Here is a 22,975-nt window from a genome sequence, read left to right on the forward strand (position 1 = left end):
TAAGCCATACGCGGATGGTAACCAACCGAAGCTCACGTCTGTCAAGCGCGACTCGCCGACCGAATCGACGATCGCTGCTGTGCGCCACTGGCGGGGCTCGGCACGCGCCTCCGGCCCCTCCTGCCGGCGTCGGTGCTAGACATACCGGTATGAACAACGCAGCAGCAAGCAGGCGACTCCTGGGACGGCGGTGGCTGTCGTGAGATCCCGTTCCGTCCTCGTCGTCCTCGTCGTGCTCGGTCTCTACGGCCTCGTCCGAGGCGTCCTCGACACCCCTGCGGTCATCGCGGCACCGAGCGCCCTCGGGATCGCGTCGCTGTGCACCTCCGCCGTGCTCCTGGTCGTGGCGATCGCAGCGCTCGCCCTCGAGTTGCGGCACAGACGGAGGAAGCGTGCCGCTGCGACCTCGCCCGCCGCCGCCCAGACGGCCCGAGACGCCGGCGACGGGCAGTAGAGCCGGAGGCGTCAGCCCCTCGGCCGCGTCAGTACCCACCGATGCTGGTCGAGTAGCCCCGCAGGGGTGTATCGAGACCCACCGTCCTCAGAAGGGCGGTCCGCAGACTCGTCTTTCTGGCGCGGGTGGATCTCGATACGCCCGCTGCGCGGGCTACTCGATCAGCATGAAGTCCGTGCGTCGAGTCCACTCATGCTGGTCGAGTAGCCCCGGAGGGGCGTATCGAGACCCGCCGTCCTCAGCAGGGCGGTCTGCAGACTCGTCTTCTGACGCGGGCGGATCCACCTGGAAGAGACGCCCGCGAACATGCTGGTCGAGTAGCCCCGGAGGGGCGTATCGAGACCCACCGTCGTCAGCAGGGTGGGGCAGCAGGCGAATGTTCTGATGCTGGTGGATCTCGATACGCCCGCTTCGCGGGCTACTCGATCAGCATGGACACCGCTGAGCGGGCGGCGGACGGCTCCGCACCCGTCGAGACGCCGGATCGCGGCCGCTCAGCCCGTCAGCCCCGCGACCGCGTCCAGCTCGTCCAGCGAGCCGATGCGCACCACCCCGAGCTCGACGGCCTCCGGCGGCAGCTCGCGCCCGTGCTCCGGACCGCCGACGCGGTCGAGCCACACCCCGCGCAGGCCGGCGCGCGCCGCGCCGATCGCATCGGTGCCCAGCCGGTCGCCGACGTACAGCGCGTCCGCCGGAGCGACGCCGAACCGCTCGCACGCGACGCGGAAGATCCGCGCATCCGGCTTCGTCACGCCGACCTCGCCCGACGCGACGAGGTGCTCGACCCGCTCCGTCAGACCGATCGCGTCCGTCTTGGTCGTCTGGAAGTCCACATCGCCGTTGGTGATCACGCCGATCCGGACGCCCGCCGCCTCGAGCCGGTCGAGCACCGGCACGGCGTCGTCGTGCAGCGTCCACGCCGCGACGTAGTGCCCCAGGTAGGCGGCGAACCACGCGCTCGCCTGCTCCGGCGTCAGCTCGACGCCGGCGTCCGCGGCGAAGGCGACGGCGCGGGCGCGGCGCTGCCCCTCGTAGTCGAGCTCGCCGGCGAGGTAGCGGTGGTAGTGCTCCTCCTCCAGTGCGTGCCATCGCCGCTGCAGCGCGCCCGCCTCGCCCGCGTAGGCGTCGCCGAGCGACGCCGCGTACGCGACGATGCCCTCGCGCACTGCGCTGGCGTGCGCGAAGAGCGTGTCGTCGAGGTCGAAGAGGGCCAGCCGCAGCACGGTCGGCTCAGCGGCCGCGGCGCAGCAGGCCGACACGCTCGTACACGGTCGCGAGCGTGCGCTCGGCCGTCTCGGAGGCGCGGTCGGCCGCTCGAGCGAGCATCCGGTCGAGCTCGGCCGGGTCGGCGAGCAGCTCGGCGGTGCGCGCTCGGATCGGGTCGAAGGTCGCGGCGACGACCTCGACGAGGCCCTTCTTCAGGTCGCCGTAGCCGCGGCCCGCGTACTCCTGCTCGAGCGACTCGATCGTGCGGTCGGCGAGGACGGAGTAGATCGTGAGCAGGTTCGAGACGCCGGGCTTGGCGGCGCGGTCGAAGCGCACCTCCGACTCGGTGTCGGTGACGGCGCGCATGATCTTCTTCGCGGTGACCTTCGGCTCGTCGAGCACGCTCAGCAGGCCCGCGTCCGACTCCGCCGACTTCGACATCTTGGCGCCGGGGTTCTGCAGGTCGTAGATCTTCGCGGTCTCCTTCGCGATGTACGGCTCCGGCATCGCGAAGGTCGCACCGAAGCGCGTGTTGAAGCGGTTCGCGAGGTCACGGGTCAGCTCGAGGTGCTGGCGCTGGTCCTCGCCGACCGGCACGGCGTCGGTCTGGTAGAGCAGGATGTCGGCCGCCATCAGGATCGGGTAGGTGAACAGGCCGACCGAGGCCGCCTCCGCGCCCTGCTTCGCCGACTTGTCCTTGAACTGCGTCATCCGGCTGGCCTCACCGAAGCCGGTGACCGTGTTGAGGATCCAGGCGAGCTCCGCGTGCGCCGGGACGTGCGACTGGATGAACAGCGTCGAGCGCTCCGGGTCGATGCCGGCGGCGATGTACTGCGCGGCCGTCGCGCGGGTGCGCTCGCGCAGCTCGGCCGGCTCCTGCGGCACGGTGATCGCGTGCAGGTCGACGACGCAGTAGTAGGCGTCGTGGTCGTCCTGCATCGCGACCCACTGCGTGAGGGCGCCGATGTAGTTGCCGAGGTGCAGCGAGCCCGAGGAGGGCTGCATGCCGGAGAAGATGACGGGCTTCGCGCCCGGAGTGCTGGGGGTCATGGTGAGGCCTCGTGAGTGACGGCGGCGCGGTCGGCGCCGGGGGAGAAGGGGGTCAGAGCTCGTAGTCGACGACGACCGGCGCGTGGTCGGACCAGCGGGTGTCCCAGGCGCTGGCGCGGTCGATCTCGTGGCTGCGGGCCAGGGCGGCGAGCTCCGGCGTCGCGAGCTGGTAGTCGATCCGCCAGCCGGTGTCGGTGTCGAAGGCCTGGCCGCGCTGCGACCACCAGGTGTAGGGGCCGGGCACCTCGCCGGCGAACCGGCGGCCGAGGTCGACCCAGCCCATCCCCGCTCCGGCGTTGTAGCCCTCCTCGCCCTCCGCGCCGACGAAGCGGTCGAAGTAGGCGCGCTCCTCGGGGAGGAAGCCGGCCTTCTTGACGTTGCCCTTCCAGTTCTTGATGTCGAGCGTGCGGTGGCCGACGTTGAGATCGCCCATCACCACGGCGAGCGGGTTGTGGGCCTGCAGCTGGGGGAGGCGCTCGATCATCGCGTCGAGGAAGCGCATCTTCTCGTCCTGCTTCGGCGTGCCGACGCCCCCCGAGTGCACATAGGTGGAGACGACGGTCACGGTCCGGTCGCCGATCTCGTAGTCGGCCTCGAGCCAGCGGCCCGCGGAGTCGAAGTCGTCGGCGCCGAGCGCGACCCGGTGGATCGTCGCGCGCTTGCGCGAGGCGAGCGCGACTCCGGCGCGGCCCTTGGCGGTCGCCTCGTCGTGCAGCACGTCCCACTCGTCGCCGAGCAGGCCGGTGAGGTCGTCGGTGGAGGCGCGGACCTCCTGCAGGGCGAGGATGTCGACGTCGCGGGCGGCGAGCCAGTCGCCCATGCCCTTGCGGAAGGCGGCGCGGACGCCGTTGACGTTGACGGAGGCGATGCAGAGCGGCTTTCGAGTCACCGGAGCAGTCTACGGAGGACCGCCGACACGGCGCGGCACGCGGGGGAGCGGCGGACCGGCGCGCCCCCGGGCACGCAGAAGCCGGCGGCCCCGTCCCGCGCCGCCCCCTCGGAGGAGAGGGGCGACGCGGAGTCGGGACCGCCGGCGGGACCGCTCAGGACGGTCGGTCGGTGCGGATCAGACGGCGACGGGGCGGGCCGTGGCCGGCTCCGGGACCTCGGCGACGATCGGAGCGCGCTTGATGCTCTTCGCGATGATCACGCAGACCGCCGTGACCACCATGCCGACGAGGATCGCGACCAGGTAGAGCAGCGGCTGCCCCACCAGCCCGGTCACCCAGATGCCGCCGTGCGGGGCACGCAGCGTCGAGCCGAAGAGCGCGACGAGCGCGCCGGTGACGGCCGAGCCGATCATGGCGGAGGGGATCACGCGCAGCGGGTCGACCGCGGCGAACGGGATCGCTCCCTCCGAGATGAAGGAGGCGCCCAGCAGGTAGGCCGCCTTGCCGTTCTGGCGCTCGGCGTCGGTGAACAGGCGCTTGCGGAGCGAGGTGGCGAGGGCGAGGCCCAGCGGCGGCGTCATGCCGGCCGCCATCACGATCGCCATCACCTTGAACTGCACCGAGTTCGGGTCGCCGTCCGCGGGGACCGAGGCGAGCCCCGTGGTCGCGAAGGCGTAGGCCACCTTGTTGACCGGGCCGCCCATGTCGAACGCCATCATCAGGCCCAGGATGATCCCGAGGATGATCAGGTTGCCGCCGGTGAGGCCCGAGAGCCAGGCCGACAGTCCCTCGCTCAGCGCGCGCAGCGGGGCGCCGAGGACGACGAACATCAGGAAGCCCGTGATGAAGGTCGCGATCAGCGGGATGATGACGACCGGCATCAGCGACTTGAAGGCCGCCGGCAGCTTGATCCGCGAGATGAAGAGCGCCGCGTAGCCGGCGATGAAGCCGGACGCGAGGCCGCCGAGGAAGCCGGCGCCGACGGTGACCGCCACGGCGCCGCCGAGGAAGCCGGGCGCGATGCCGGGCCGGTCCGCGATGCCGAAGGCGATGAAGCCCGAGAGCACCGGCACCAGGAACGCGAAGGTCGCGCCTCCGATCAGGAACATCACTCCGGCCCAGTCGGTGATGTTCGCGATGTTGAAGCCGTTGTCGATGATCTGCTGCGGCGTGTAGCTGACGATCTGGTAGCCGCCGAAGAGGAACGACAGCGCGATCAGCAGACCGCCCGCCGCGACGAACGGGATCATGTAGGAGACGCCGGTCATCAGGTTCTGGCGGATGCGCGTGCCGACGCCGACCTTCTTCGGGGCGGCGGGCGCCGCGGCCGGAGTCGAGCGGGCGGCGGACGGGGCCGTGCCGGTGCCGCGCAGGGCGAGCGCCCGGTCGAGCACCTCGTCCGGCTTCGACAGCGCCTCGGCGACGCCGACCTGGAGGATCGGCTTGCCGGCGAAGCGGTCCTTGCCGCGGATCTCGAGGTCGGCGGCGAGGATGACGACGTCCGCGGCGGCGATGTCGCCCGCGGTCATCTCGTCCGAGCCGGCGGCGCCCTGGGTCTCGACGTGGATCGGGTAGCCGCGCTTCTTCGCGGCCTGCTCCAGTGCCTCGGCGGCCATGTAGGTGTGCGCGATGCCGGCGATGCAGCTCGTCACCGCGACGAAGCGCGGGGCGCCCGTCGAGGCGGCGGCGGGAGCGTCCTGGACCTTCGCGGCGGCGCGGTCGATGACGTCCGCGGCCTTCGCGAGCGCCTCCGAGGTGCCGACCTCGAGGGTCGGCTTGCCGGCGAAGCGGTCCTTGCCGCGGACCTCGAGGTCGGCGGCGAGGATCACGACGTCGGCGTCGGCGATCGTCTGGTCGGACATCGGGTCGGAGCCGGCCGCGCCCTGGGTCTCGACCTGGATGTCGTAGCCCTTCTTCTTGGCGGCCTGCTCGAGGGCCTCGGCCGCCATGTAGGTGTGCGCGATGCCGGCGATGCAGCTGGTGACGGCGACGATCTTCACGAGACGACGACCTCTCGGGCGATGATGTCCGCGACTTCCTGGCCGCTGCCGGCGGCGCGGAGGGATCCGGTGAAGGACTCGTGGATCAGCTTGCGGGCGAGCTGGGCGAGGATCTTGAGGTGGGCCTGGTCGGCGCCGTCAGGGGCGGCGATGAGGAAGATCAGGTCCGCGGGGCCGTCCGGGGCGCCGAAGTCGACGCCGGACTTGGCGATGCCGACCGCGACGCTGGGCGAGACGACGTGCGAGGAGCGGGCGTGGGGGATCCCGATGCCGCCGGGCATGCCGGTGGCCATCTGCGACTCGCGGTCGCGGACGTCGGCGAGGAAGCCGTCGAGGTCGGTGACGCGGCCGGCGTCGGCGAGCGTCTTCGCGAGCTGCGCGGTGGCGTCGTCCTTCGTGGCGGCGGTGAGGTCGACGATGACCGTCGACGCCTCGGTGAGAGCAGTCATGCGCTCAGTTCTCCAATCGGGAGGGTGGGGTCGGGGTTCTCGACGACGGAGACGTCGTCGAGGCGGAGGGAGTCGGGACCCGGGGCTTCACTGCCCGGGAGGGTGACGGCGGCGGTGCCCCAGGCGACGGCCGTCCGCAGACGCTCCGCCTCCGAGGCCTCGGTCGCCGACAGGTAGCCCGCGAGGGTGCTGTCGCCGGCGCCGACGGTGCTGAGGGGCACGACGGGGGGTGCGCCCGCCCACCACGACGAGTCCGCCGTGACGAGGAGGGCGCCGTGCTCTCCGAGGCTCACGAGCGCTCGCGCGTCCGGGAGGCGGAGGAGTGTGCGGGCTCCGTCGACGACGTCGCCGACGGATGCGAGGGAGCGGCCGAGGAGCTCCTCGAGCTCCTCGAGGTTGGGCTTCACCAGCGTCGCGGTGCCGGCCGCGATGATCGCGGTCAGCGGTGCTCCGGAGGTGTCGACGGCGAGGGGGACGCCGAAGTGGGTGGCGAGGCGGCCGAGCGCCGGGTAGAAGTCGTCGCCGAGGCCGGGCGGGACGCTGCCGCAGGCGACGAGCCAGCGCGGGCCGGCGACGACGTGGTCGCAGATCAGAGCGGAGAGCGCCTTCGCCTCCTCCGGCGTGACGGCCGGGCCGGGCTCGTTGATCTTGGTGGTCCGGCCGGTCGCGTCGTCGACGACGGTGATGTTGGTGCGGATCGGCTCGGCGATCGCGGCGCTGGCGGAGGCGACTCCGGCAGCCTCGAGCATGGTGCGCAGGTCGAGGCCGGTCGAGGCGTCGGCCGGGTAGATCGCCGTGGCCTCGACGCCGTTGCGGGCGAGGGCCCTGGCGACGTTGACGCCCTTGCCGGCCGGGTCGCGGCGCACGCCGTGGGCGCGGTTGACCTCGCCGACGGCGAAGCCGCTCGTCGACAGGGTGACGTCGATGCTGGGGTTGGCGGTGACGGTGACGATCATGCGCGGACGACCTCCGGGCCGGCCGATTCGATGTCGTCGGCGAGCTCGTCGTCGACTCCTCGATCGGTGATGACGGTGTCGATCGCGGACAGCGGGGCGACGTGCCCGAAATCCTGGCGGCCGAACTTGGAGTGGTCGGCGAGGACGACGACCCGGCGCGCGGCGGCGATGAGCGCGGTCTTGACGACGGCCTCGTCGAGGTCGGGGGTGGTGAGCCCCCGCTCCCGGCTGATGCCGTTCGTGCCGATGAAGGCGACGTCCACCGAGACGGTGGGGATCACCTGGGCGACCCACGGCCCGACGGCGGCCTGCGTGACGCCGCGCAGGTGCCCGCCGAGCAGGTGCAGGTCGATGTTGGGCCGGCCGACGAGCGCCACCGCGACAGGGAGGGAATGGGTGACGACCGTCAGCCGGCGGTCCAGGGGGAGCAGCTCCGCGAGGCGGACCGTGGTGGTCCCGGCGTCGATGGCGATCGAGCCGCCGTCGGGGACCTCGGCCAGCGCGGCGGTGGCGATGCGGTCCTTCTCCGCGGCGAGGTGGCCCTCGCGGGCGGCGACCTCGGGCTCGATGCCGAGGCGCTCGACGGGGATGGCCCCGCCGTGGGCCCGGCGCAGCAGGCCGCGCTTCTCCAGGCTGGTGAGGTCGCGCCGGATCGTCTCGGGCGTGACCGCGAGGGACTGCGCGAGGTCGCGGACCTCGACCCGCCCGTCGGTGCGGGCGCGGTCCAGGATCGCCTGGTGCCGCTCCGGTGCGTACATGTGGACTCCGTCGTCTCGCGAGATGCTACGCCTCGTCCGCGGTGTCGGTGTCGACCTCGGATCTGCGTTTACATCTTTTTAGACCCGTTCGTGTCCGCTGTCAACAGAAACGGACATATTTGTCGGACGTCGTTCCGCTCGGGGGGCTCCGACGCCGCAGCAGCGTCGAGGAGAGCGTGCGTCGCGGACAGCGACTGCCGCGGAGTCAGGCGGCCGCGTCGGCCAGCTCGTCATCGAGGCGCGAGAGCTGCTTCTCCAAGCGTCGGCGCTTGAGCAGCGAGGCGTCCGGCAGGGCGGCGCGCAGGCGCTCGCGCTCCGCCTCGGCGAGGGTGCGGCGGGCGAGGCGCAGCTGCTCCTCGCGCTCGCGCTCGATCTCGTCCGGCGTGCGCTTGCGCGCCGAGATGCCGGCGTCGCTCATGCCCACCGAGATCCAGGAGGCGACGATCAGGATCACCTGGCAGACCAGGTTGAACCAGATCAGCAGACCGATCAGGACGGCGAACGAGGCGAGCAGCGGGTTGCGCGAGGCGCCGCCGAGCAGTTGCGTCCCGAGGACCTTGAGCGCGCCGAGCGCGATCCCGCCCATCAGCGCGCCGACCCAGAGGTTCTTCCACGGGATCGGGATGCCGCTGAGGATCCGGAACGAGCCGGCGAGCGTCGCGGTGTCGAGCGCGAGCATGATCAGCAGGCCGACGACGGTGCCGGTGACCCGGCCGAGGGTCGAGTCGCTGCCGATCCCGAGGACGTCGAACGCGACGTCGACGAACGAGGTCGAGAAGACCGAGAGCGCCGCCGAGACGATCAGCACCGCGCCGAAGACGAGCGCGAGCCCCGCGTCCTTGAGCTTGAGCAGCACGAACAGGACGGTCGGACCGGGCAGGGAGAACAGAATCCGGACGGCCTGGCGGAGGCTGCCGAGGAAGTTGAGCGCCGTCCAGAGCAGACCCGCCGCGGCGATCACCCCGGTCCAGCCGAGGATCGTGGAGTCGAGCAGTGTGTCGATGGAGACCAGCGAGTTCTTGTCGCCGATCAGCCCGGGCACCGAGCTGGTGAGCAGCTGCAGGAGCGAGTCGCGCAGCGCCGCGTTGTCGCGCAGGACGAAGCCGAAGACCGCGAAGAAGACGAACAGCGCCGCGAAGATCGCGAACAGCGCCTGGAAGGCGAGCCCCGACGCGAACAGCGGCCCGCCGCTCTCGGAGTAGTGCAGCATCACCCGCACCGGCCGCGTCCGCATGATCCGCTCGAACAGCGCCGGGATGCCGCGCGGTGCCTCGGTCGCCGCCTCCGTCATGCCCTCCAGCGTAGAGGCGCCGGGCGCGCCTCCGAGACGCACGCCTCCGCCGCGCGCGGCGACGCGACCTCCAGCTAGCGGGGTCGCCTCCGGCTCGTCGAATGCCGCACATCCGACGTGTCGGAGCAGTTCCCGCGTGCCGGACCGCGGCGGCGCGACCTCCGGCTCGCAGAATCACCTCCGGCTCGTCGAATCGCCTCCGGCTCGTCGAATGCCGCACATCCGACGTGCCGGAGCAGTTCCTGCGTGCCGGACCCCGGCGGCGCGACCTCCGGCCCGCGGAATGATCCTCGGCTCGTGGAATTGCTTGCATCCCGCGTGCCGAGGTGGTTTCCGCGTGCCGAAGCTCGTCCGCGCGACCTCCGGCTCGCGGAATCGCCTCCGGCTCGCGGAATCGCCTGCGGCTCGTCGTCCTGCGCGCTTCTGACGAGCCGAGGCTCGTCTCGCGTGCCGAGGCGCCGACGCCGTCACGTCCGGCTCGCGGAACGATCCTCGGCTCGTGGAATCGCGGACTTCCGGCGTGCCGGAGCTGTTTCCGCGTGCCCGACCTCGTCCGCGGGACCTCCGGCTCGCAGAATCACCTCCGGCTCGTGGCTCCGGCCGATTCTGACGTGCCCGAGTGGTTTCCGCGTGCCCGAACGGCCCCGACGCGACCCTCGGCTCGTGGAAGGACCTCCGGCTCGCGGAAGCACGCCCCTCCTGCGTGCCGGAGCCTGTTCCGCGTGCCGGAGCATCGGCGCTGCCGGCCGGTCGTCGCCCGACGACCTCGGCTTCCTCAACCCGTGCGCCTCTGATCGTCACGGGACGGGTGCTCGCGCCGGGCGGGCGGGGCTCAGCGGAGCGGGCCGCGGGCGCGGACCGCGAGGATGCTGTCGCGGGTGCGCGGCCAGTGATGCATCACGTCCACGTAGGTGAAGCGGAGCGTCGTGTACCCGCGCTCGGCTGCCGCTCGGTCGCGATCCCGGTCTCGCTGGAAGGCCCGGGGGTCGTCGTGCCAGGCGCGCCCGTCGATCTCGAGGAGCAGCCACCCGTCGATCACCAGGTCGACCCTGCCGACGCCGTCGATCTCGACCTGGATGTCGCACCCGATGCCGAGCAGATGCAGGCGGACCCGAGTGACGGACTCCGTCCCGGACTCCGACCGGGCGTCGACGAGTTCCGCGACGACGGCGAAGCGACGGGGCAGCGCCGCCAGCGCCTGGGCGAGACCATCGGCCCCGATTCGGCGCAGGCGCAGGCACGAATCGGCGACGGCGACGGCGAGCTCGAGAGGCTGGCAGAGGAAGACCTGGGTCAGCGCTCCGATGCGCGTCGTCCGGATGGAGCGGTACTCCGTCGGCCGTGCACGGCGACTCCAGTGCGCGACCACGTCGTCGCCCAGTTCTCGCGGCCGCGGGCGCGAGCTGGAGGTGATGGCGAGGTGGAGTCGGGTGTCGGGCGGGCGGAAAGCGCCCGCCTCCGCCAGCAGCGAGATGCAGGACAGCGACCCGCAGGCCTCCGCCGCGCGCAGCTCCTCCGCCGACGCGTGCGGCGACGCGTACCAACCGCGCCTGATGCGGCGCAGCGCCCCCGATCGCACGGCGGCCGTGGCGTCGACGCCGACCGCGTGAAGGTAGCCGATGTGGTGCACTCCGTACTGCATCCGCCGACTCTGCCGTCGGACGGCGATCCGTGCGGACCCGATCGCCCGTTCGGTGGAGTGCTCGCGCTCACCGCCGACTGTGGAGGAGACGACCGAGGGCCGGCGCCGGAAACGTCGGGCTCGCGATTCGAGGTCCGGCTCGTCGATCCGCCGTCTCCGGGCATGCCGAAGGAGTTTCCGCGTGCCGGAGGTGGGATGGGCTGACGTTCGGCTCGTGATTCCGGGTCGGGGTCGTCGATTCGACGGGTTTCAACGTGTCGGAGTTGTTTCCGCGTGCCGGAGGTGGCGCGGGGGATGTTCGGCTCGTGATTCCGGGTCGGGCTCGCTGATCGGCCGGATTCGGGCGTGCCGGAGCTGCTTCCACGTGCCGGAGGGGCACCGCGAGCACCGGGAACGACGAACGGCCCGCCGGATCCGAGGATCACGACGGGCCGAACGGGGAGGAAGCGTCAGGCGCGGCCGCGGATGACGGCCTGCTTCACCTCGGCGATCGCCTGGGTGATCTGGATGCCGCGGGGGCAGGCCTCGGTGCAGTTGAAGGTCGTGCGGCAGCGCCAGACGCCCTCCTTGTCGTTGAGGATGTCCAGGCGGGCTCCGCCGGCGTCGTCGCGCGAGTCGAAGATGAAGCGGTGCGCGTTCACGATCGCGGCCGGGCCGAAGTACTGGCCGTCCGTCCAGAACACGGGGCAGGACGACGTGCACGCGGCGCAGAGGATGCACTTGGTGGTGTCGTCGAAGCGGGCGCGGTCGGCGACCGACTGCACGCGTTCCTTGCCCTTGGTCGGCGGGGTGTTCGCGATCAGGAACGGCTGCACCTCGCGGTAGGAGGCGAAGAACGGCTCCATGTCCACGACGAGGTCCTTCTCGAGGGGCAGGCCCTTGATCGCCTCGATGTAGATCGGCTGCGAGATGTCGAGGTCCTTGATCAGCGTCTTGCAGGCCAGGCGGTTGCGGCCGTTGATCCGCATCGCGTCGGAGCCGCAGATGCCGTGCGCGCAGGAGCGGCGGAAGGTCAGCGAGCCGTCCTGGTCCCACTTGATCCGGTGCAGCGCGTCGAGGACGCGGTCGGTCGAGAACATCTCGACGTCGAAGTCCTGCCAGCGCGGCTCGGTGTCCTGCTCCGGGTCGAAGCGGCGGATGATGAACGTGACGGTGAACGCCTCCGGGGCCGCGGGGGCGGCGGGGGGCTGCTCGAGAGTGGCGGACGACACGACTAGTACTTCCTCTCCATCGGCTGGTACCGGGTGATCACGACGGGCTTCCAATCGAGGCGGATGTGGTCGCCCGCGTCGGAGGAGTGGGCGTCACCGGAGAGGTACGCCATCGTGTGCTGCATGTAGTTCTCGTCGTCGCGCTTGGGGAAGTCGTCGCGCATGTGACCGCCGCGGCTCTCCTTGCGGTTCCGGGCGGAGTAGACGACGACCTCGGCGAGGTCGAGGAGGAAGCCGAGCTCGACGGCCTCCAGGAGATCGGTGTTGAAGCGCTTGCCCTTGTCCTGCACCGAGATGTTGCGGAACCGGTCGCGAAGGCGCTGGATGGTGCCGGTGACCTGCTCGAGCGACTCGTCGGTGCGGAACACCTGGGCGTTCTTGTCCATCTCGTCCTGCAGCTCCTTGCGGATCGAGGCGATCCGCTCGGTGCCGGTGGCGCCGCGGAGCGAGGCGAGCATGTCGCGGATCGCGCCGGCGGGGTTCTCGGGCAGGGGAGTGAAGTCGACGGTCTGCGAGTAGTCCGCGGCGTTGTTGCCGCTGCGCTTCCCGAAGACGTTGATGTCGAGCAGCGAGTTGGTGCCGAGGCGGTTCGAGCCGTGCACCGAGACGCAGGCGCACTCGCCAGCGGCGTAGAGGCCGGGGACGACGGTGGTGTTGTCCGAGAGGACCTCGGCCTTGACGTTGGTCGGGATGCCGCCCATCGCGTAGTGCGCGGTCGGCATGACCGGCACCGGCTCGACGACCGGGTCGACGCCCAGGTAGGTGCGGGCGAACTCGGTGATGTCCGGGAGCTTCGTCTCGAGCACCTCGGCGCCGAGGTGGGTGCAGTCCAGCAGCACGTAGTCCTTGTGCGGGCCGGCGCCGCGGCCCTCCGCCACCTCCTGGACCATGCAGCGGGCGACGATGTCGCGCGGCGCGAGGTCCTTGATGGTGGGGGCGTAGCGCTCCATGAAGCGCTCGCCCGAGGCGTTGCGGAGGATCGCACCCTCTCCTCGCGCTCCCTCGGTCAGGAGGATGCCGAGCCCGGCGAGGCCGGTCGGGTGGAACTGGAAGAACTCCATGTCCTCGAGGGGGAGGCCCTTGCGCCAGATGATGCCGACGCCGTCGCCCGTGAGGGTGTGCGCGTTCGACGTCGTCTTGTAGATCTTGCCGAAGCCGCCGGTGGCGAAGATGATCGCCTTCGCCTGGAAGACGTGCAGCTCGCCGGTCGCCAGCTCGTAGGCGACGACGCCCGACGGCTTGTTGACGCCGTCGACCTCGGTCATCACCAGGTCGAGCACGTAGAACTCGTTGTAGAAGTTGATGCCCAGGCGGACGCAGTTCTGGAACAGCGTCTGCAGGATCATGTGGCCGGTGCGATCCGCCGCGTAGCAGGCCCGGCGCACGGGCGCCTTGCCGTGGTCGCGGGTGTGACCGCCGAAGCGGCGCTGGTCGATCTTGCCGTCCTCGGTGCGGTTGAACGGGAGGCCCATGTTCTCGAGGTCGATGACCGCGTCGATGGCCTCCTTCGCGAGGATCTCCGCCGCGTCCTGGTCGACGAGGTAGTCGCCGCCCTTGACCGTGTCGAAGGTGTGCCACTCCCAGCTGTCCTCCTCGACGTTCGCGAGGGCGGCGGCCATGCCGCCCTGCGCCGCACCGGTGTGCGAGCGCGTCGGGTACAGCTTGGAGATGACGGCGGTCTTCGCCTTGGGCCCGGCCTCGATCGCGGCGCGCATGCCCGCTCCGCCGGCTCCGACGATCAGCACGTCGAACTGGTGGTAGTGGACGCCGTCGGCGCCGAGGGTCTGGGTGAAGGCGCTCTGGTCTTCGCCGCCGCTGTGGACGTGGCCTGGTGTGCTCACTGGGTGACTGCTCCGTTGAACGGGGTGGAAGGGCGGGAGTGGGGGAGGGGCGCTCCCGGGGGCGGGACGGTGCCGCGCGGACGCACCGCGCGGCACCGGGCGCCTAGGCGGCGCAGAAGGAGGGCAGCAGGCTCGGGTCCCCGCCGGTGGGGCAGGGGTTGAACCCGAAGACGACGTAGGTGCCGAGCGCGATCAGCGCGACGACCGAGACGACGATGCCGCCCTTGAAGACGCGGGCCAGCAGCGGCGAGGTCGCGTAGTCGTTGACCAGCGTGCGCATGCCGTTGCCGCCGTGGATGAGCGCGAGCCAGAGCATCGCGACGTCCCACCACTGCCAGAACGGGTTGGCGAGCTTGCCGCCGACGAAGCCGAAGTCGATGGCCTTAATGCCGTCGCCGAGAAGCAGGTTGAAGATCAGGTGCCCGAAGATCAGGACGATCAGCACGACGCCGGAGGCGCGCATGTAGATCCAGCCCCACTTCTCCCAGTTGGTGCCGGAGGAGCGGGTCGGGACGTGCGGAGTCCGCGGTGCGGCGACGGTGCTCAATGGGCACCTCCCTCGCTGAAGACGTTGATGAGGTGGCGGGGTGCGAAGCCGAGCATCAGCACGACCCACAGGCCGATGACGACCCAGAAGAGCAGGCGCTGGTGGCGAGTGGCCCAGCTCCAGAAGTCGACCAGGATGATGCGCAGGCCGTTCATGGCGTGGAACGCGATCGCGGCCACGAGGCCGGTCTCGCCGAGGCCCATGATCGGGTTCTTGTACTGGGCGATGACCGCGTTGTACGCCTCGGGGCTCACGGCGATGAGGGCCGTGTCGAGGACGTGCACGAGGAGGAAGAAGAAGATGGCGACACCGGTGATCCGGTGCAGCACCCACGACCACATGCCTTCGCGACCGCGGTAGAGGGTTCCGGCCGGACGGCGGATCTTCCCCTGCTTCCGGGGTGCGAGGGTTTGAGCAGCTGAAACTGACACGAACAACCCTCCCTGGTTGACTGCTCCGTCGGCCTGACCGGACCCGCGACTCGAGGACGCGGGCGGGGCGGAGGAGCGGCGAGAACACTCGCTCGACGATTCTAAGCGCCGGGCCCGATCGCCGCGGCTTAGGCGAGCCTTAGCTGCCGCGGGCCATCGACACGGGCGCGCCGACCGTCGCGTAGTGCGCGAGGAGCTCGTCCGTGAGCGCGCTCCAGGTGCGGTGCAGCACGCGGCGGCGGCCCGCTTCGCCGAGCCGGGAGCGGAGCTGCGGGTCGCCCAGGAGCCGCTCGACCTGCCGGCGGAGATCGGAGTCGCTCTCCGGCGCGTAGAGCAGTCCGTCGACCCCGTGCTCGATCAGATCGGTCGGGCCGCCGGCGTGCGGGGCGACGACGGCGGTGCCCGAGGCCTGCGCCTCCTGCACGGTCTGGCCGAAGGTCTCCTCGGTGCCGGTGTGCACGAAGACGTCCAGCGCGGCGAAGACCGCGGGCAGGCGCTCCCCGTCGAGTCGTCCGAGCATCCGCGCCGAGGAGCCGAGCGCCGCCGCGACCCGGGAGGAGGAGGGTCCGTAGCCGCCGACGACCAGGTCCGCGCCCGGAAGAGAGGAGAGGGACGCCAGGCGCTCGACCCGCTTCTCGGGGGAGAGGCGGCCGATGTAGCCGACGAGCGCGTCGCCGGCGGCGACCGGCGCCCGCACCTCGGCGGCGTAGGAGGAGGAGCGCATCCGCGGGTGGAAGCGGTCGCTCTGCACGCCGCGCCCCCAGAGCGCGGTGCGCTCGATCCCGGCGGCGGCGAGGTCGTCGAGCGCACTGGTCGAGGGGGCGAGGGTGAGGTCCGCGCCCGCGTGGATCTGGCGGATCACCCGCCAGGCCAGGGCCCGGGCGCCGCGGATGCCGTAGCGGGCGGCGAAGCGCGCGACGTCGGTCTGGTAGATCGCGACGCTGGGCACCCCGAGCCGGTTCGCGGACGCGATGGCGCGCGCCCCCAGAAGGAAGGGCGAGGCGACGTGCACGACGTCGGGTTCGAAGTCGGCGAGCTCGCGGGTGAGCGCGAGCGTCGGGATCCCGACGGGGAAGTCGCGGTAGGCGATCGCCGGGTGCTCGACGACGCGGTGGCCGGCGTAGTGCCCGGGCGCCCCCGCGGCAGGGCAGACGACGAGGGCCTCGATCCCGCGCGCCGCGAACTCGTCGAGGACCCGGAGGACGCTCGTGGTGACACCGTTCAACGACGGGAGGAAGCTCTCCGTGACGACCGCGACTCTCACCCTCCGGACGGTACGGGCGCCGTGTGAACGCGGGAGCGCGCCCGGGTGAACGGACGGACACGTCCGGGCGCCCTTGTATCCTGCGGACATGACATCACCTGAGACCGATGGCCGCGCCCCGCTCGACCGCTTCTACAGCGTGATCCCGGCAGGCGGGATCGGCTCGAGGCTGTGGCCGCTCTCCCGGGCCGACGCCCCCAAGTTCCTGCACGACCTCACCGGCTCGGGCCAGACCCTGCTCCGCGACACCTGGGACCGCCTCGCGCCGATCTCGGGCGCCGACCGCATCATGGTCGTCACCGGCCGTGCGCACCGCGCCGCCGTGGAGCGCCAGCTCGAGAGCCTCGAGGACCTCAACGTCGTCCTCGAGAGCGAGCCGCGCGACTCCTCCGCCGCGATCGGCCTCGCCGCCGCGATCCTCGAGCGCCGCGAGCCCGGCGTGATCATCGGCTCGTTCGCTGCCGACCACGTGATCAGCGGTCAGCACCTCTTCCACGACGCGGTCGCGGAGGCGGTCGTCGCCGCCGACGCCGGCTACATCGCGACCATCGGCATCACGCCGACCGAGCCCGCGGTGGGCTTCGGCTACATCCGCACCGGCGCCCACCTCGGCATCGAGGGCGCCGCGCACACGCTCGCCGTCGACTCCTTCGTCGAGAAGCCCGACGCCGAGACCGCCCGCACCTACGTCCAGAGCGGTCAGTACCTCTGGAACGCCGGCATGTTCATCGCCCGCGCCGACCGCCTGCTCGAGGAGCTCGGCCGCTCGAAGCCGAAGCTGCTCGCCGGTCTGCTCGAGCTCGCGGAGGCGTGGGACACCCCGGAGCGCGGCGCGGTCGTCGACCGCATCTGGCCGGGCCTCGAGAAGATCGCGATCGACTACTCGGTCGCCGAGCCGGCCGCCGCGGAGGGCAAGCTCGCCGTCGTCCCCGGCCACTTCTCCTGGGACGACGTCGGAGACTTCGCCTCCATCGCGAAGCTGCACGCGAGCGGCCTGCGCTCCGACCTGGCGATCCTCGGCGAGGACGCCCGCGTCCTGGCCGACTCCGCCACCGGCATCGTCGTCAGCGGCGGCAACCGCACCATCGCGCTGATCGGCGTGAAGGACATCGTCGTCGTCGACACCCCCGACGCCCTCCTCGTCACCACCACGGAGAACGCCCAGAAGGTGAAGGGCGTCGTCGACGCCCTCCGCCTCTCGGGCCGCACCGACGTCCTGTAGCCGATCGTCCCGAGATCCGTCGTCCTGGAACAGGTGGATCTCGAGACGCGTGCTCCGCGCGCTACTCGATCAGCATGCCCGTGGGACCGCGCGCGCTGAGGGCGCGCGCCGTGAGCAGCTGGCAATGCCCCTGGCTGGACATGTGCCCTCCGCGGCGCGGGCCTCCCGGACTCCCTCGCCCGCAGGGTCGAGGGCCGCGAGCCGGAATCGCGTGCCAGCGATTCCGGCCAGCCCGACGCGACACGCTCTGCAGAACGCACCACCTCGATGGGCCGACCGCGGGGGAGGAGCCGCTCGCGGCTCCTCCCCAAGATCAACACTGTGTAACGCTTCCCGAGTTGGCCCTCCGCGGCGGCTGAGCGTTCCGACACCTTGGGTAACGTGAGGTCATCGATGCCCTGCAGTGCCGATCGTGCGCGCGGGGCCGAATCTTGGAGGACGAATCTTGACTATCACCACGCGTAAGGCCGCGTTCGGCGGTCTCGCCGCTCTGGGCGTCACCGCGCTTCTCGCCGGTTGCGCCTCCGCCCCCGAGGAGAGCGGCTCGAGCGCCGCCGCCGGTGGCGACTTCCTGCCCTGCATGGTCTCCGACGCGGGCGGGTTCGACGACAAGTCGTTCAACGAGCTGGGCTACAACGGCCTGGTCGCGGCGTCCGAGGACCTCGGCGTCACCCCGAAGACCGTCACCTCGGAGTCCGAGACCGACTACGCGCCCAACCTGACGAGCCTCGTCGACCAGGGCTGCAACCTGATCATCACCGTCGGCTTCGCCCTCGCCGAGGCCACCTCGGCCGCGGCGGAGGAGAACACCGACATCGACTTCGCCATCATCGACGACGCGTCGATCGATCTGCCGAACGTCAAGCCGATCACCTTCGACACCTCGCAGTCGGCGTTCCTCGCCGGCTACGCGGCGGCGTCGTACTCGAAGACGGGCGTCGTGGGCACCTACGGCGGCCAGCAGTTCCCGACCGTCACCATCTTCATGGACGGCTTCGCGGACGGCGTGGCGTACCACAACGAGCAGAAGGGCACCGACGTCAAGGTCGTCGGCTGGGACGTCGCCGCGCAGACCGGCTCGTTCACCGGAGGCTTCGCCGCCGGTGTCGAGGCCAAGTCGGCCGCGCAGTCCCTGATCGACCAGAACGCCGACGTCATCCTCCCGGTCGGCGGCCCGATCTTCCAGTCGGCCATCGAGGCCATCCGCGACTCCGGCAAGGAGATCGCCATGGTGGGTGTCGACGCCGACCTGTACGAGACCTACCCCGACGGCGGCGACCTGTACCTGACCTCGATCCTCAAGGGCATCGAGGCCGGCACCACCGACGTCACCTCCACCGCGGGCGCCGACGCCTTCGACGCGACCCCGTACGTGGGCACGCTCGAGAACGACGGTGTCGGCATCGCGCCGTTCCACGACTTCGAGTCGAAGGTCTCGGCCGACCTGCAGGGCGAGCTGGACACCATCAAGGAGGGCATCATCGACGGCTCGATCACCGTCGAGTCGCCGTCCGCGCCCGCCGCGTCCTGATCCCCGGATCGATCGCAGCGCACTGACGAAGAGGCCGGTGGGCCCGAGTTCTGCTCGGGCCCACCGGCCTCTCGTCGGCTGTCCCGCCGGCTCCCGCGCGCTGGCACCCCGCACCGAAAGTTAGATTGGACCCATGAAGCTCGAACTGCGGGGCATCACGAAGCGCTTCGGCGCTCTCGTGGCCAACGATCACATCGACCTCACCGTCGAACCCGGTGAGATCCACTGCCTCCTCGGCGAGAACGGCGCGGGCAAGTCCACGCTGATGAACGTCCTGTACGGGCTGTACCAGGCGGAGGAGGGCGACATCCTGCTGGACGACGTGGTCCAGCACTTCTCCGGCCCCGGCGACGCCATGAAGGCGGGGATCGGGATGGTGCACCAGCACTTCATGCTCGTCCCGGTCTTCTCGGTCGCCGAGAACGTCATGCTCGGCCACGAGGAGACGAAGTCGGCCGGCCGGCTCGACCTGGCCGCCGCGCGCGCCCGCGTCCGCGACATCTCCGACCGCTTCGGCTTCGACGTCGATCCCGATGCGATCGTCGAGGACCTGCCCGTCGGCGTCCAGCAGCGGGTCGAGATCATCAAGGCGCTCTCCCGCGATGCGAAGGTCCTCGTCTTCGACGAGCCGACCGCCGTGCTGACCCCGCAGGAGACCGACGAGCTGATCGCGATCATGCGGCAGCTGCGCGCCTCCGGGACCGCGATCGTCTTCATCACGCACAAGCTGCGCGAGGTCCGCGAGGTGGGCGACCGCATCACGGTCATCCGCCTCGGCCAGGTCGTGGGCGAGGCCTCGCCGACGGCGAGCAACGCGGAGCTGGCCTCGCTGATGGTCGGCCGCGCCGTCGAGCTCACCGTCCAGAAGGAGCTGGCCCGGGCGGGCGACGAGGCCCTCGTCGTCAGCAACCTCACCGTCCGCGACGCGAACGGGCAGGCCGTCGTCGACGACGTCTCGTTCGAGGTCCGCCGCGGCGAGATCCTCGCCATCGCCGGCGTGCAGGGCAACGGCCAGACCGAGCTGACCGAGGCGATCATGGGCCTGCAGGAGCGAGTGGAGGGCACGGTGACCCTCGACGGTCGCCGGCTCGACGGCCTCTCCGTCCGCCGCGTGCTCGACGCCGGCGTCGGCTTCGTCCCCGAGGACCGCACCGAGGACGGCCTCGTCGCCGAGTTCACCATCGCGGAGAACCTGATGCTCGACCGCAGCGACAGCGGCCCGTTCGTCAAGGGCCTCGGCCTGCAGCTGAAGGCGCTGGAGACGTTCGCCGAGGAGCGCGTCCGCGAGTTCGACGTCCGCGCGCAGGGCATCACCACGCACGTCGGCCGGCTCTCCGGCGGCAACCAGCAGAAGGTGGTCCTGGCCCGCGAGCTCAGCCGTGAGCTGCGGCTGTTCATCGCCGCCCAGCCGACCCGCGGCATCGACGTCGGCTCGATCGAGTTCGTGCACAAGCGCATCGTCGAGACCCGCGACACCGGCGTGCCCGTCATCGTCGTCTCCACCGAGCTCGACGAGGTCGCGGCTCTCGCCGACCGCATCGCGGTCATGTACAAGGGCGGCATCATCGGGATCGTCCCCGCCGACACTCCCCGGGAGACCCTGGGGCTCATGATGGCCGGGCAGTCGCCCGCCGAGAAGGGTGCGGCCGCATGAGCGACGCGCAGTTGCCCGCCGTCGATCCGGACGCCGAGTCCGAGAGGGCGACCGGTCTCGAGCCGGGCCAGAAGCCGGGTCAGGAGGCGCGGCCCGGCCCGATCGAGAGCGGGGCCTCGCGTGTCCTCCGCGAGATCCTCTCCGGCACCGCGCTGATGTCGGTGCTCGCCGTGCTGCTCTCGCTGATCGCGGGCGGCGTGCTGATCGCCGCCACCGACCCCGAGGTCCAGTCGGCGGCCGGCTACTTCTTCGCCCGGCCGCTCGACACGCTGCAGGCGATCTGGCAGTCGGTCGCCGGGGCGTACTCCTCGCTCTTCCAGGGCTCGGTCTACAACTTCCGCCGCGAGGGCTTCGCGAACGGCATCAAGCCGCTGACCGACACGCTCGCCTTCGCCACGCCGCTGATCGCGGGCGGCCTCGGCGTCGCCCTCGCCTTCCGCGTCGGGCTCTTCAACATCGGCGGCCGCGGCCAGATGCTGATCGCCGCCGCCTGCGCCGGCTGGGTCGGCTTCTCCTTCGACCTGCCGTTCGGCGTGCACCTGGTGATCACCCTCGCCGCGGGCATCCTGGGCGGCGCGCTCTGGGGCGGCCTCGTCGGTCTGCTCAAGGCGCGGACCGGCGCGCACGAGGTGATCCTCACGATCATGCTCAACTACGTCGCGTTCTACTTCGTCTCCTACCTCCTGCGCACGCCGGGCGCCCTCCAGGCGCCGGGCTCGAACAATCCCAAGTCGCCAGGCATGAAGGACACCGCGGTCTTCCCCGACCTCCTCGGCTCCGGATACTCGCTGAACCTCGGCTTCGTCGTCGCGATCCTCGCGACCGTCTTCGTCTGGTGGCTGCTCAACCGCTCGAGCATCGGCTTCAAGTTCCGCGCGGTGGGCGAGAACCCGCACGCGGCCCGGGTCGCCGGCATCGACGTCAAGAACAGCTACGTGTACGCCATGCTGCTCTCCGGCGGCCTGCTCGGCCTCGCCGGCAGCGCGCAGGTGATGGGCACCGTCACCACCGGCTTCACCTCCGGGATCGACGCGGGCATCGGCTTCGACGCGATCACCGTCGCGCTGCTGGGCCGCTCGCGGCCCTGGGGCGTGTTCTTCGCCGGCATCCTCTTCGGCGCGTTCAAGGCCGGCGGCTACTCGATGCAGGCCGCCGAGGGCGTGCCGATCGACGTGGTCCTCGTCGTGCAGTCGCTGATCGTCCTCTTCATCGCCGCGCCGCCCCTGGTGCGCGCGATCTTCCGCCTCCCGACGCCCGGGGTCGCCCCCAAGCGCCGCGCGCGCCGCACCACGGAGGTGTCCGCATGACCACCGCAGTCTCCCGTGCCCCCGGGACCGCGTCCCGGGTCGCCGTCCGCAGCTGGAAGGCCCCGATCGCGTTCGGGATCTTCTCGCTGCTGGCCGTGATCCTGTTCGTGGCCCTCGGCCGCGACGGCACCAGCTCGTTCCGCCTCGCCTCCGGCAACGACTTCTTCGCCCTGCCGGACCTGCCGTTCCCGACCCGCGCCACCGGCGTGGTCGTGGCGGTCGTCCTGGTCGGTCTGACGGCGGTCGCCGTCGCGTTCACCCGCTCGGCCCGCCGCCTGCCGCTCTGGCTCTCGGCGCTCTTCGCGCTCGTCTTCCTGGTCGGCTTCCTGGTCTGGGCGTCCGCGGGCGCGACCCTGCCGCTGCCGGGACTGCTGCTCGGCACCGTCGGACTCGCGACTCCGCTGATCTTCGGCTCGCTCGGCGGCGTCATCTCGGAGCGCGTCGGCGTGGTCAACGTCGCGATCGAGGGCCAGCTGCTCGCCGGCGCCTTCACCGCAGCGATGGTCGGCTCGCTGACCCGCCAGCCGGTGCTCGGACTGCTCGCGGCGATGATCGCGAGCGTGCTGGTCTCGTTCGTGCTCGCCGCCTTCGCGATCAAGTACCTGGTCGACCAGGTGATCGTCGGCGTGGTCCTCAACGTCCTCGTGACGGGGCTGACGAGCTTCCTCTACTCGCAGGTGCTGACCAGCGACGCCGCCGTCTTCAACTCGCCGGTCAAGTTCGACCGGCTGCCGATCCCGGGACTCAGCCAGGTGCCGATCCTCGGACCGGTGCTGTTCAACCAGACGATCATCGTCTACCTGATGTACTTCGCGATCTTCGCCGTGTGGTGGGGGCTCTTCAAGACGAAGTGGGGCCTGCGGCTCCGCGCGGTCGGCGAGCACCCCCAGGCCGCGGACACCGTCGGCATCAACGTCGCCAGGACGCGGTTCTGGAACGTCTCGCTGGCCGGCGCGATCGCGGGCATGGGCGGGGCGTACTACACGCTCGACGCGGTCGGCGCCTTCGGCAAGGAGATGACAGCGGGCGCGGGCTTCATCGCCCTGGCGGCGGTCATCTTCGGCCGCTGGGACCCGATCAAGGCCACCCTCGCCTCGCTGCTGTTCGGCTTCGCGACCAACCTGCAGAACGTGCTCGGCGTCATCGGCTCGCCGGTGCCGAGCGAGTTCATGCTGATGCTGCCCTACGTGGTGACGATCTTCGCGGTCGCCGGCCTGGTCGGGCAGTCGCGGGGTCCGGCCGCCGCCGGCAAGCCCTATCTCAAATCGTGA

At 71.2% G+C, this 22,975-nt stretch carries 20 protein-coding genes; 6 read left to right on the top strand and 14 right to left on the bottom strand.

Annotation, left to right across the window (positions count from 1 at the left end; all coding sequences use genetic code 11):
* The first annotated feature begins 199 nt into the window (after positions 1-199).
* Positions 200-454 carry a hypothetical protein gene (locus MT350_RS03240; RefSeq protein WP_243598817.1) on the top strand — a complete coding sequence of 85 codons (255 nt, stop codon included), beginning with the start codon at positions 200-202 and terminating at the stop codon, positions 452-454.
* A 494-nt stretch (positions 455-948) separates the two neighbouring features.
* Here the strand turns inward: MT350_RS03240 and MT350_RS03245 are convergent, their stop codons facing one another.
* The 14 genes from MT350_RS03245 to MT350_RS03310 form a co-directional block, all read right to left on the bottom strand.
* Positions 949-1,713: an HAD family hydrolase gene (locus MT350_RS03245; protein ID WP_243615374.1), complete on the bottom strand. Its 765-nt coding sequence runs from the start codon at positions 1,711-1,713 to the stop codon at positions 949-951.
* Complete coding sequence (gene trpS / locus MT350_RS03250; protein WP_243615375.1) at positions 1,685-2,710, bottom strand: tryptophan--tRNA ligase; 1,026 nt, start codon at positions 2,708-2,710, stop codon at positions 1,685-1,687. The genes MT350_RS03245 and trpS overlap by 29 nt, the downstream gene beginning before the upstream one ends.
* Positions 2,711-2,762: 52 nt before the next feature.
* Complete coding sequence (locus MT350_RS03255; protein WP_308197460.1) at positions 2,763-3,599, bottom strand: exodeoxyribonuclease III; 837 nt, start codon at positions 3,597-3,599, stop codon at positions 2,763-2,765.
* Positions 3,600-3,776: 177 nt separating this feature from the next.
* Positions 3,777-5,600 carry a PTS fructose-like transporter subunit IIB gene (locus tag MT350_RS03260; RefSeq protein WP_243615376.1) on the bottom strand — a complete coding sequence of 608 codons (1,824 nt, stop codon included), beginning with the start codon at positions 5,598-5,600 and terminating at the stop codon, positions 3,777-3,779.
* Positions 5,597-6,049: a PTS sugar transporter subunit IIA gene (locus MT350_RS03265; protein ID WP_123445279.1), complete on the bottom strand. Its 453-nt coding sequence runs from the start codon at positions 6,047-6,049 to the stop codon at positions 5,597-5,599. Before MT350_RS03265 ends, MT350_RS03260 begins: the two co-directional genes overlap by 4 nt.
* Complete coding sequence (locus tag MT350_RS03270) at positions 6,046-7,005, bottom strand: 1-phosphofructokinase family hexose kinase (RefSeq protein ID WP_123735192.1); 960 nt, start codon at positions 7,003-7,005, stop codon at positions 6,046-6,048. Before MT350_RS03270 ends, MT350_RS03265 begins: the two co-directional genes overlap by 4 nt.
* On the bottom strand, positions 7,002-7,763 hold the full coding sequence (locus tag MT350_RS03275; RefSeq protein ID WP_123445281.1) for a DeoR/GlpR family DNA-binding transcription regulator: 762 nt from the start codon (positions 7,761-7,763) through the stop codon (positions 7,002-7,004). Before MT350_RS03275 ends, MT350_RS03270 begins: the two co-directional genes overlap by 4 nt.
* Positions 7,764-7,968: 205 nt before the next feature.
* A complete protein-coding gene (locus MT350_RS03280; RefSeq protein ID WP_243598820.1) occupies positions 7,969-9,054 on the bottom strand; it encodes a YhjD/YihY/BrkB family envelope integrity protein in 1,086 nt (361 codons plus the stop codon).
* Positions 9,055-9,886: 832 nt separating this feature from the next.
* Positions 9,887-10,696: a hypothetical protein gene (locus MT350_RS03285; protein WP_243615377.1), complete on the bottom strand. Its 810-nt coding sequence runs from the start codon at positions 10,694-10,696 to the stop codon at positions 9,887-9,889.
* Positions 10,697-11,145: 449 nt separating this feature from the next.
* Positions 11,146-11,907 (bottom strand): succinate dehydrogenase iron-sulfur subunit, encoded by a 762-nt coding sequence (locus MT350_RS03290; protein ID WP_123445284.1) that lies wholly within the window; start codon positions 11,905-11,907, stop codon positions 11,146-11,148.
* Between the two features lie 2 nt (positions 11,908-11,909).
* Entirely contained in the window at positions 11,910-13,652 is a 1,743-nt protein-coding gene (gene sdhA, locus MT350_RS03295; RefSeq protein ID WP_243615629.1) for a succinate dehydrogenase flavoprotein subunit, read from the bottom strand.
* 199 nt (positions 13,653-13,851) lie between these two features.
* Positions 13,852-14,295, bottom strand: coding sequence for a succinate dehydrogenase hydrophobic membrane anchor subunit (locus tag MT350_RS03300; protein WP_123702562.1), 444 nt, complete (start codon positions 14,293-14,295; stop codon positions 13,852-13,854).
* Positions 14,292-14,726, bottom strand: coding sequence for a succinate dehydrogenase, cytochrome b556 subunit (sdhC, locus tag MT350_RS03305; protein WP_132435881.1), 435 nt, complete (start codon positions 14,724-14,726; stop codon positions 14,292-14,294). The genes MT350_RS03300 and sdhC overlap by 4 nt, the downstream gene beginning before the upstream one ends.
* A gap of 139 nt (positions 14,727-14,865) precedes the next feature.
* Entirely contained in the window at positions 14,866-15,990 is a 1,125-nt protein-coding gene (locus MT350_RS03310; protein WP_243615378.1) for a glycosyltransferase family 1 protein, read from the bottom strand.
* A gap of 88 nt (positions 15,991-16,078) precedes the next feature.
* Between MT350_RS03310 and MT350_RS03315 the strand changes: the two genes are divergently transcribed.
* The 5 genes from MT350_RS03315 (at position 16,079) to MT350_RS03335 (ending at position 22,975) form a co-directional block, all read left to right on the top strand.
* The gene (locus tag MT350_RS03315; RefSeq protein WP_123735196.1) at positions 16,079-17,212 is read left to right on the top strand and encodes a mannose-1-phosphate guanylyltransferase; all 1,134 of its coding nucleotides are present in this window, start codon (positions 16,079-16,081) and stop codon (positions 17,210-17,212) included.
* Between the two features lie 445 nt (positions 17,213-17,657).
* Positions 17,658-18,743: a BMP family protein gene (locus MT350_RS03320; protein ID WP_123445290.1), complete on the top strand. Its 1,086-nt coding sequence runs from the start codon at positions 17,658-17,660 to the stop codon at positions 18,741-18,743.
* Positions 18,744-18,876: 133 nt separating this feature from the next.
* On the top strand, positions 18,877-20,397 hold the full coding sequence (locus MT350_RS03325) for an ABC transporter ATP-binding protein (RefSeq protein WP_243615379.1): 1,521 nt from the start codon (positions 18,877-18,879) through the stop codon (positions 20,395-20,397).
* The gene (locus MT350_RS03330; RefSeq protein WP_243615380.1) at positions 20,394-21,704 is read left to right on the top strand and encodes an ABC transporter permease; all 1,311 of its coding nucleotides are present in this window, start codon (positions 20,394-20,396) and stop codon (positions 21,702-21,704) included. Before MT350_RS03325 ends, MT350_RS03330 begins: the two co-directional genes overlap by 4 nt.
* Entirely contained in the window at positions 21,701-22,975 is a 1,275-nt protein-coding gene (locus tag MT350_RS03335; RefSeq protein ID WP_123735200.1) for an ABC transporter permease, read from the top strand. The genes MT350_RS03330 and MT350_RS03335 overlap by 4 nt, the downstream gene beginning before the upstream one ends.

It is taken from the genome of Rathayibacter sp. VKM Ac-2928, assembly GCF_022815545.1.
GTDB classification, from domain to species: domain Bacteria; phylum Actinomycetota; class Actinomycetes; order Actinomycetales; family Microbacteriaceae; genus Rathayibacter; species Rathayibacter festucae.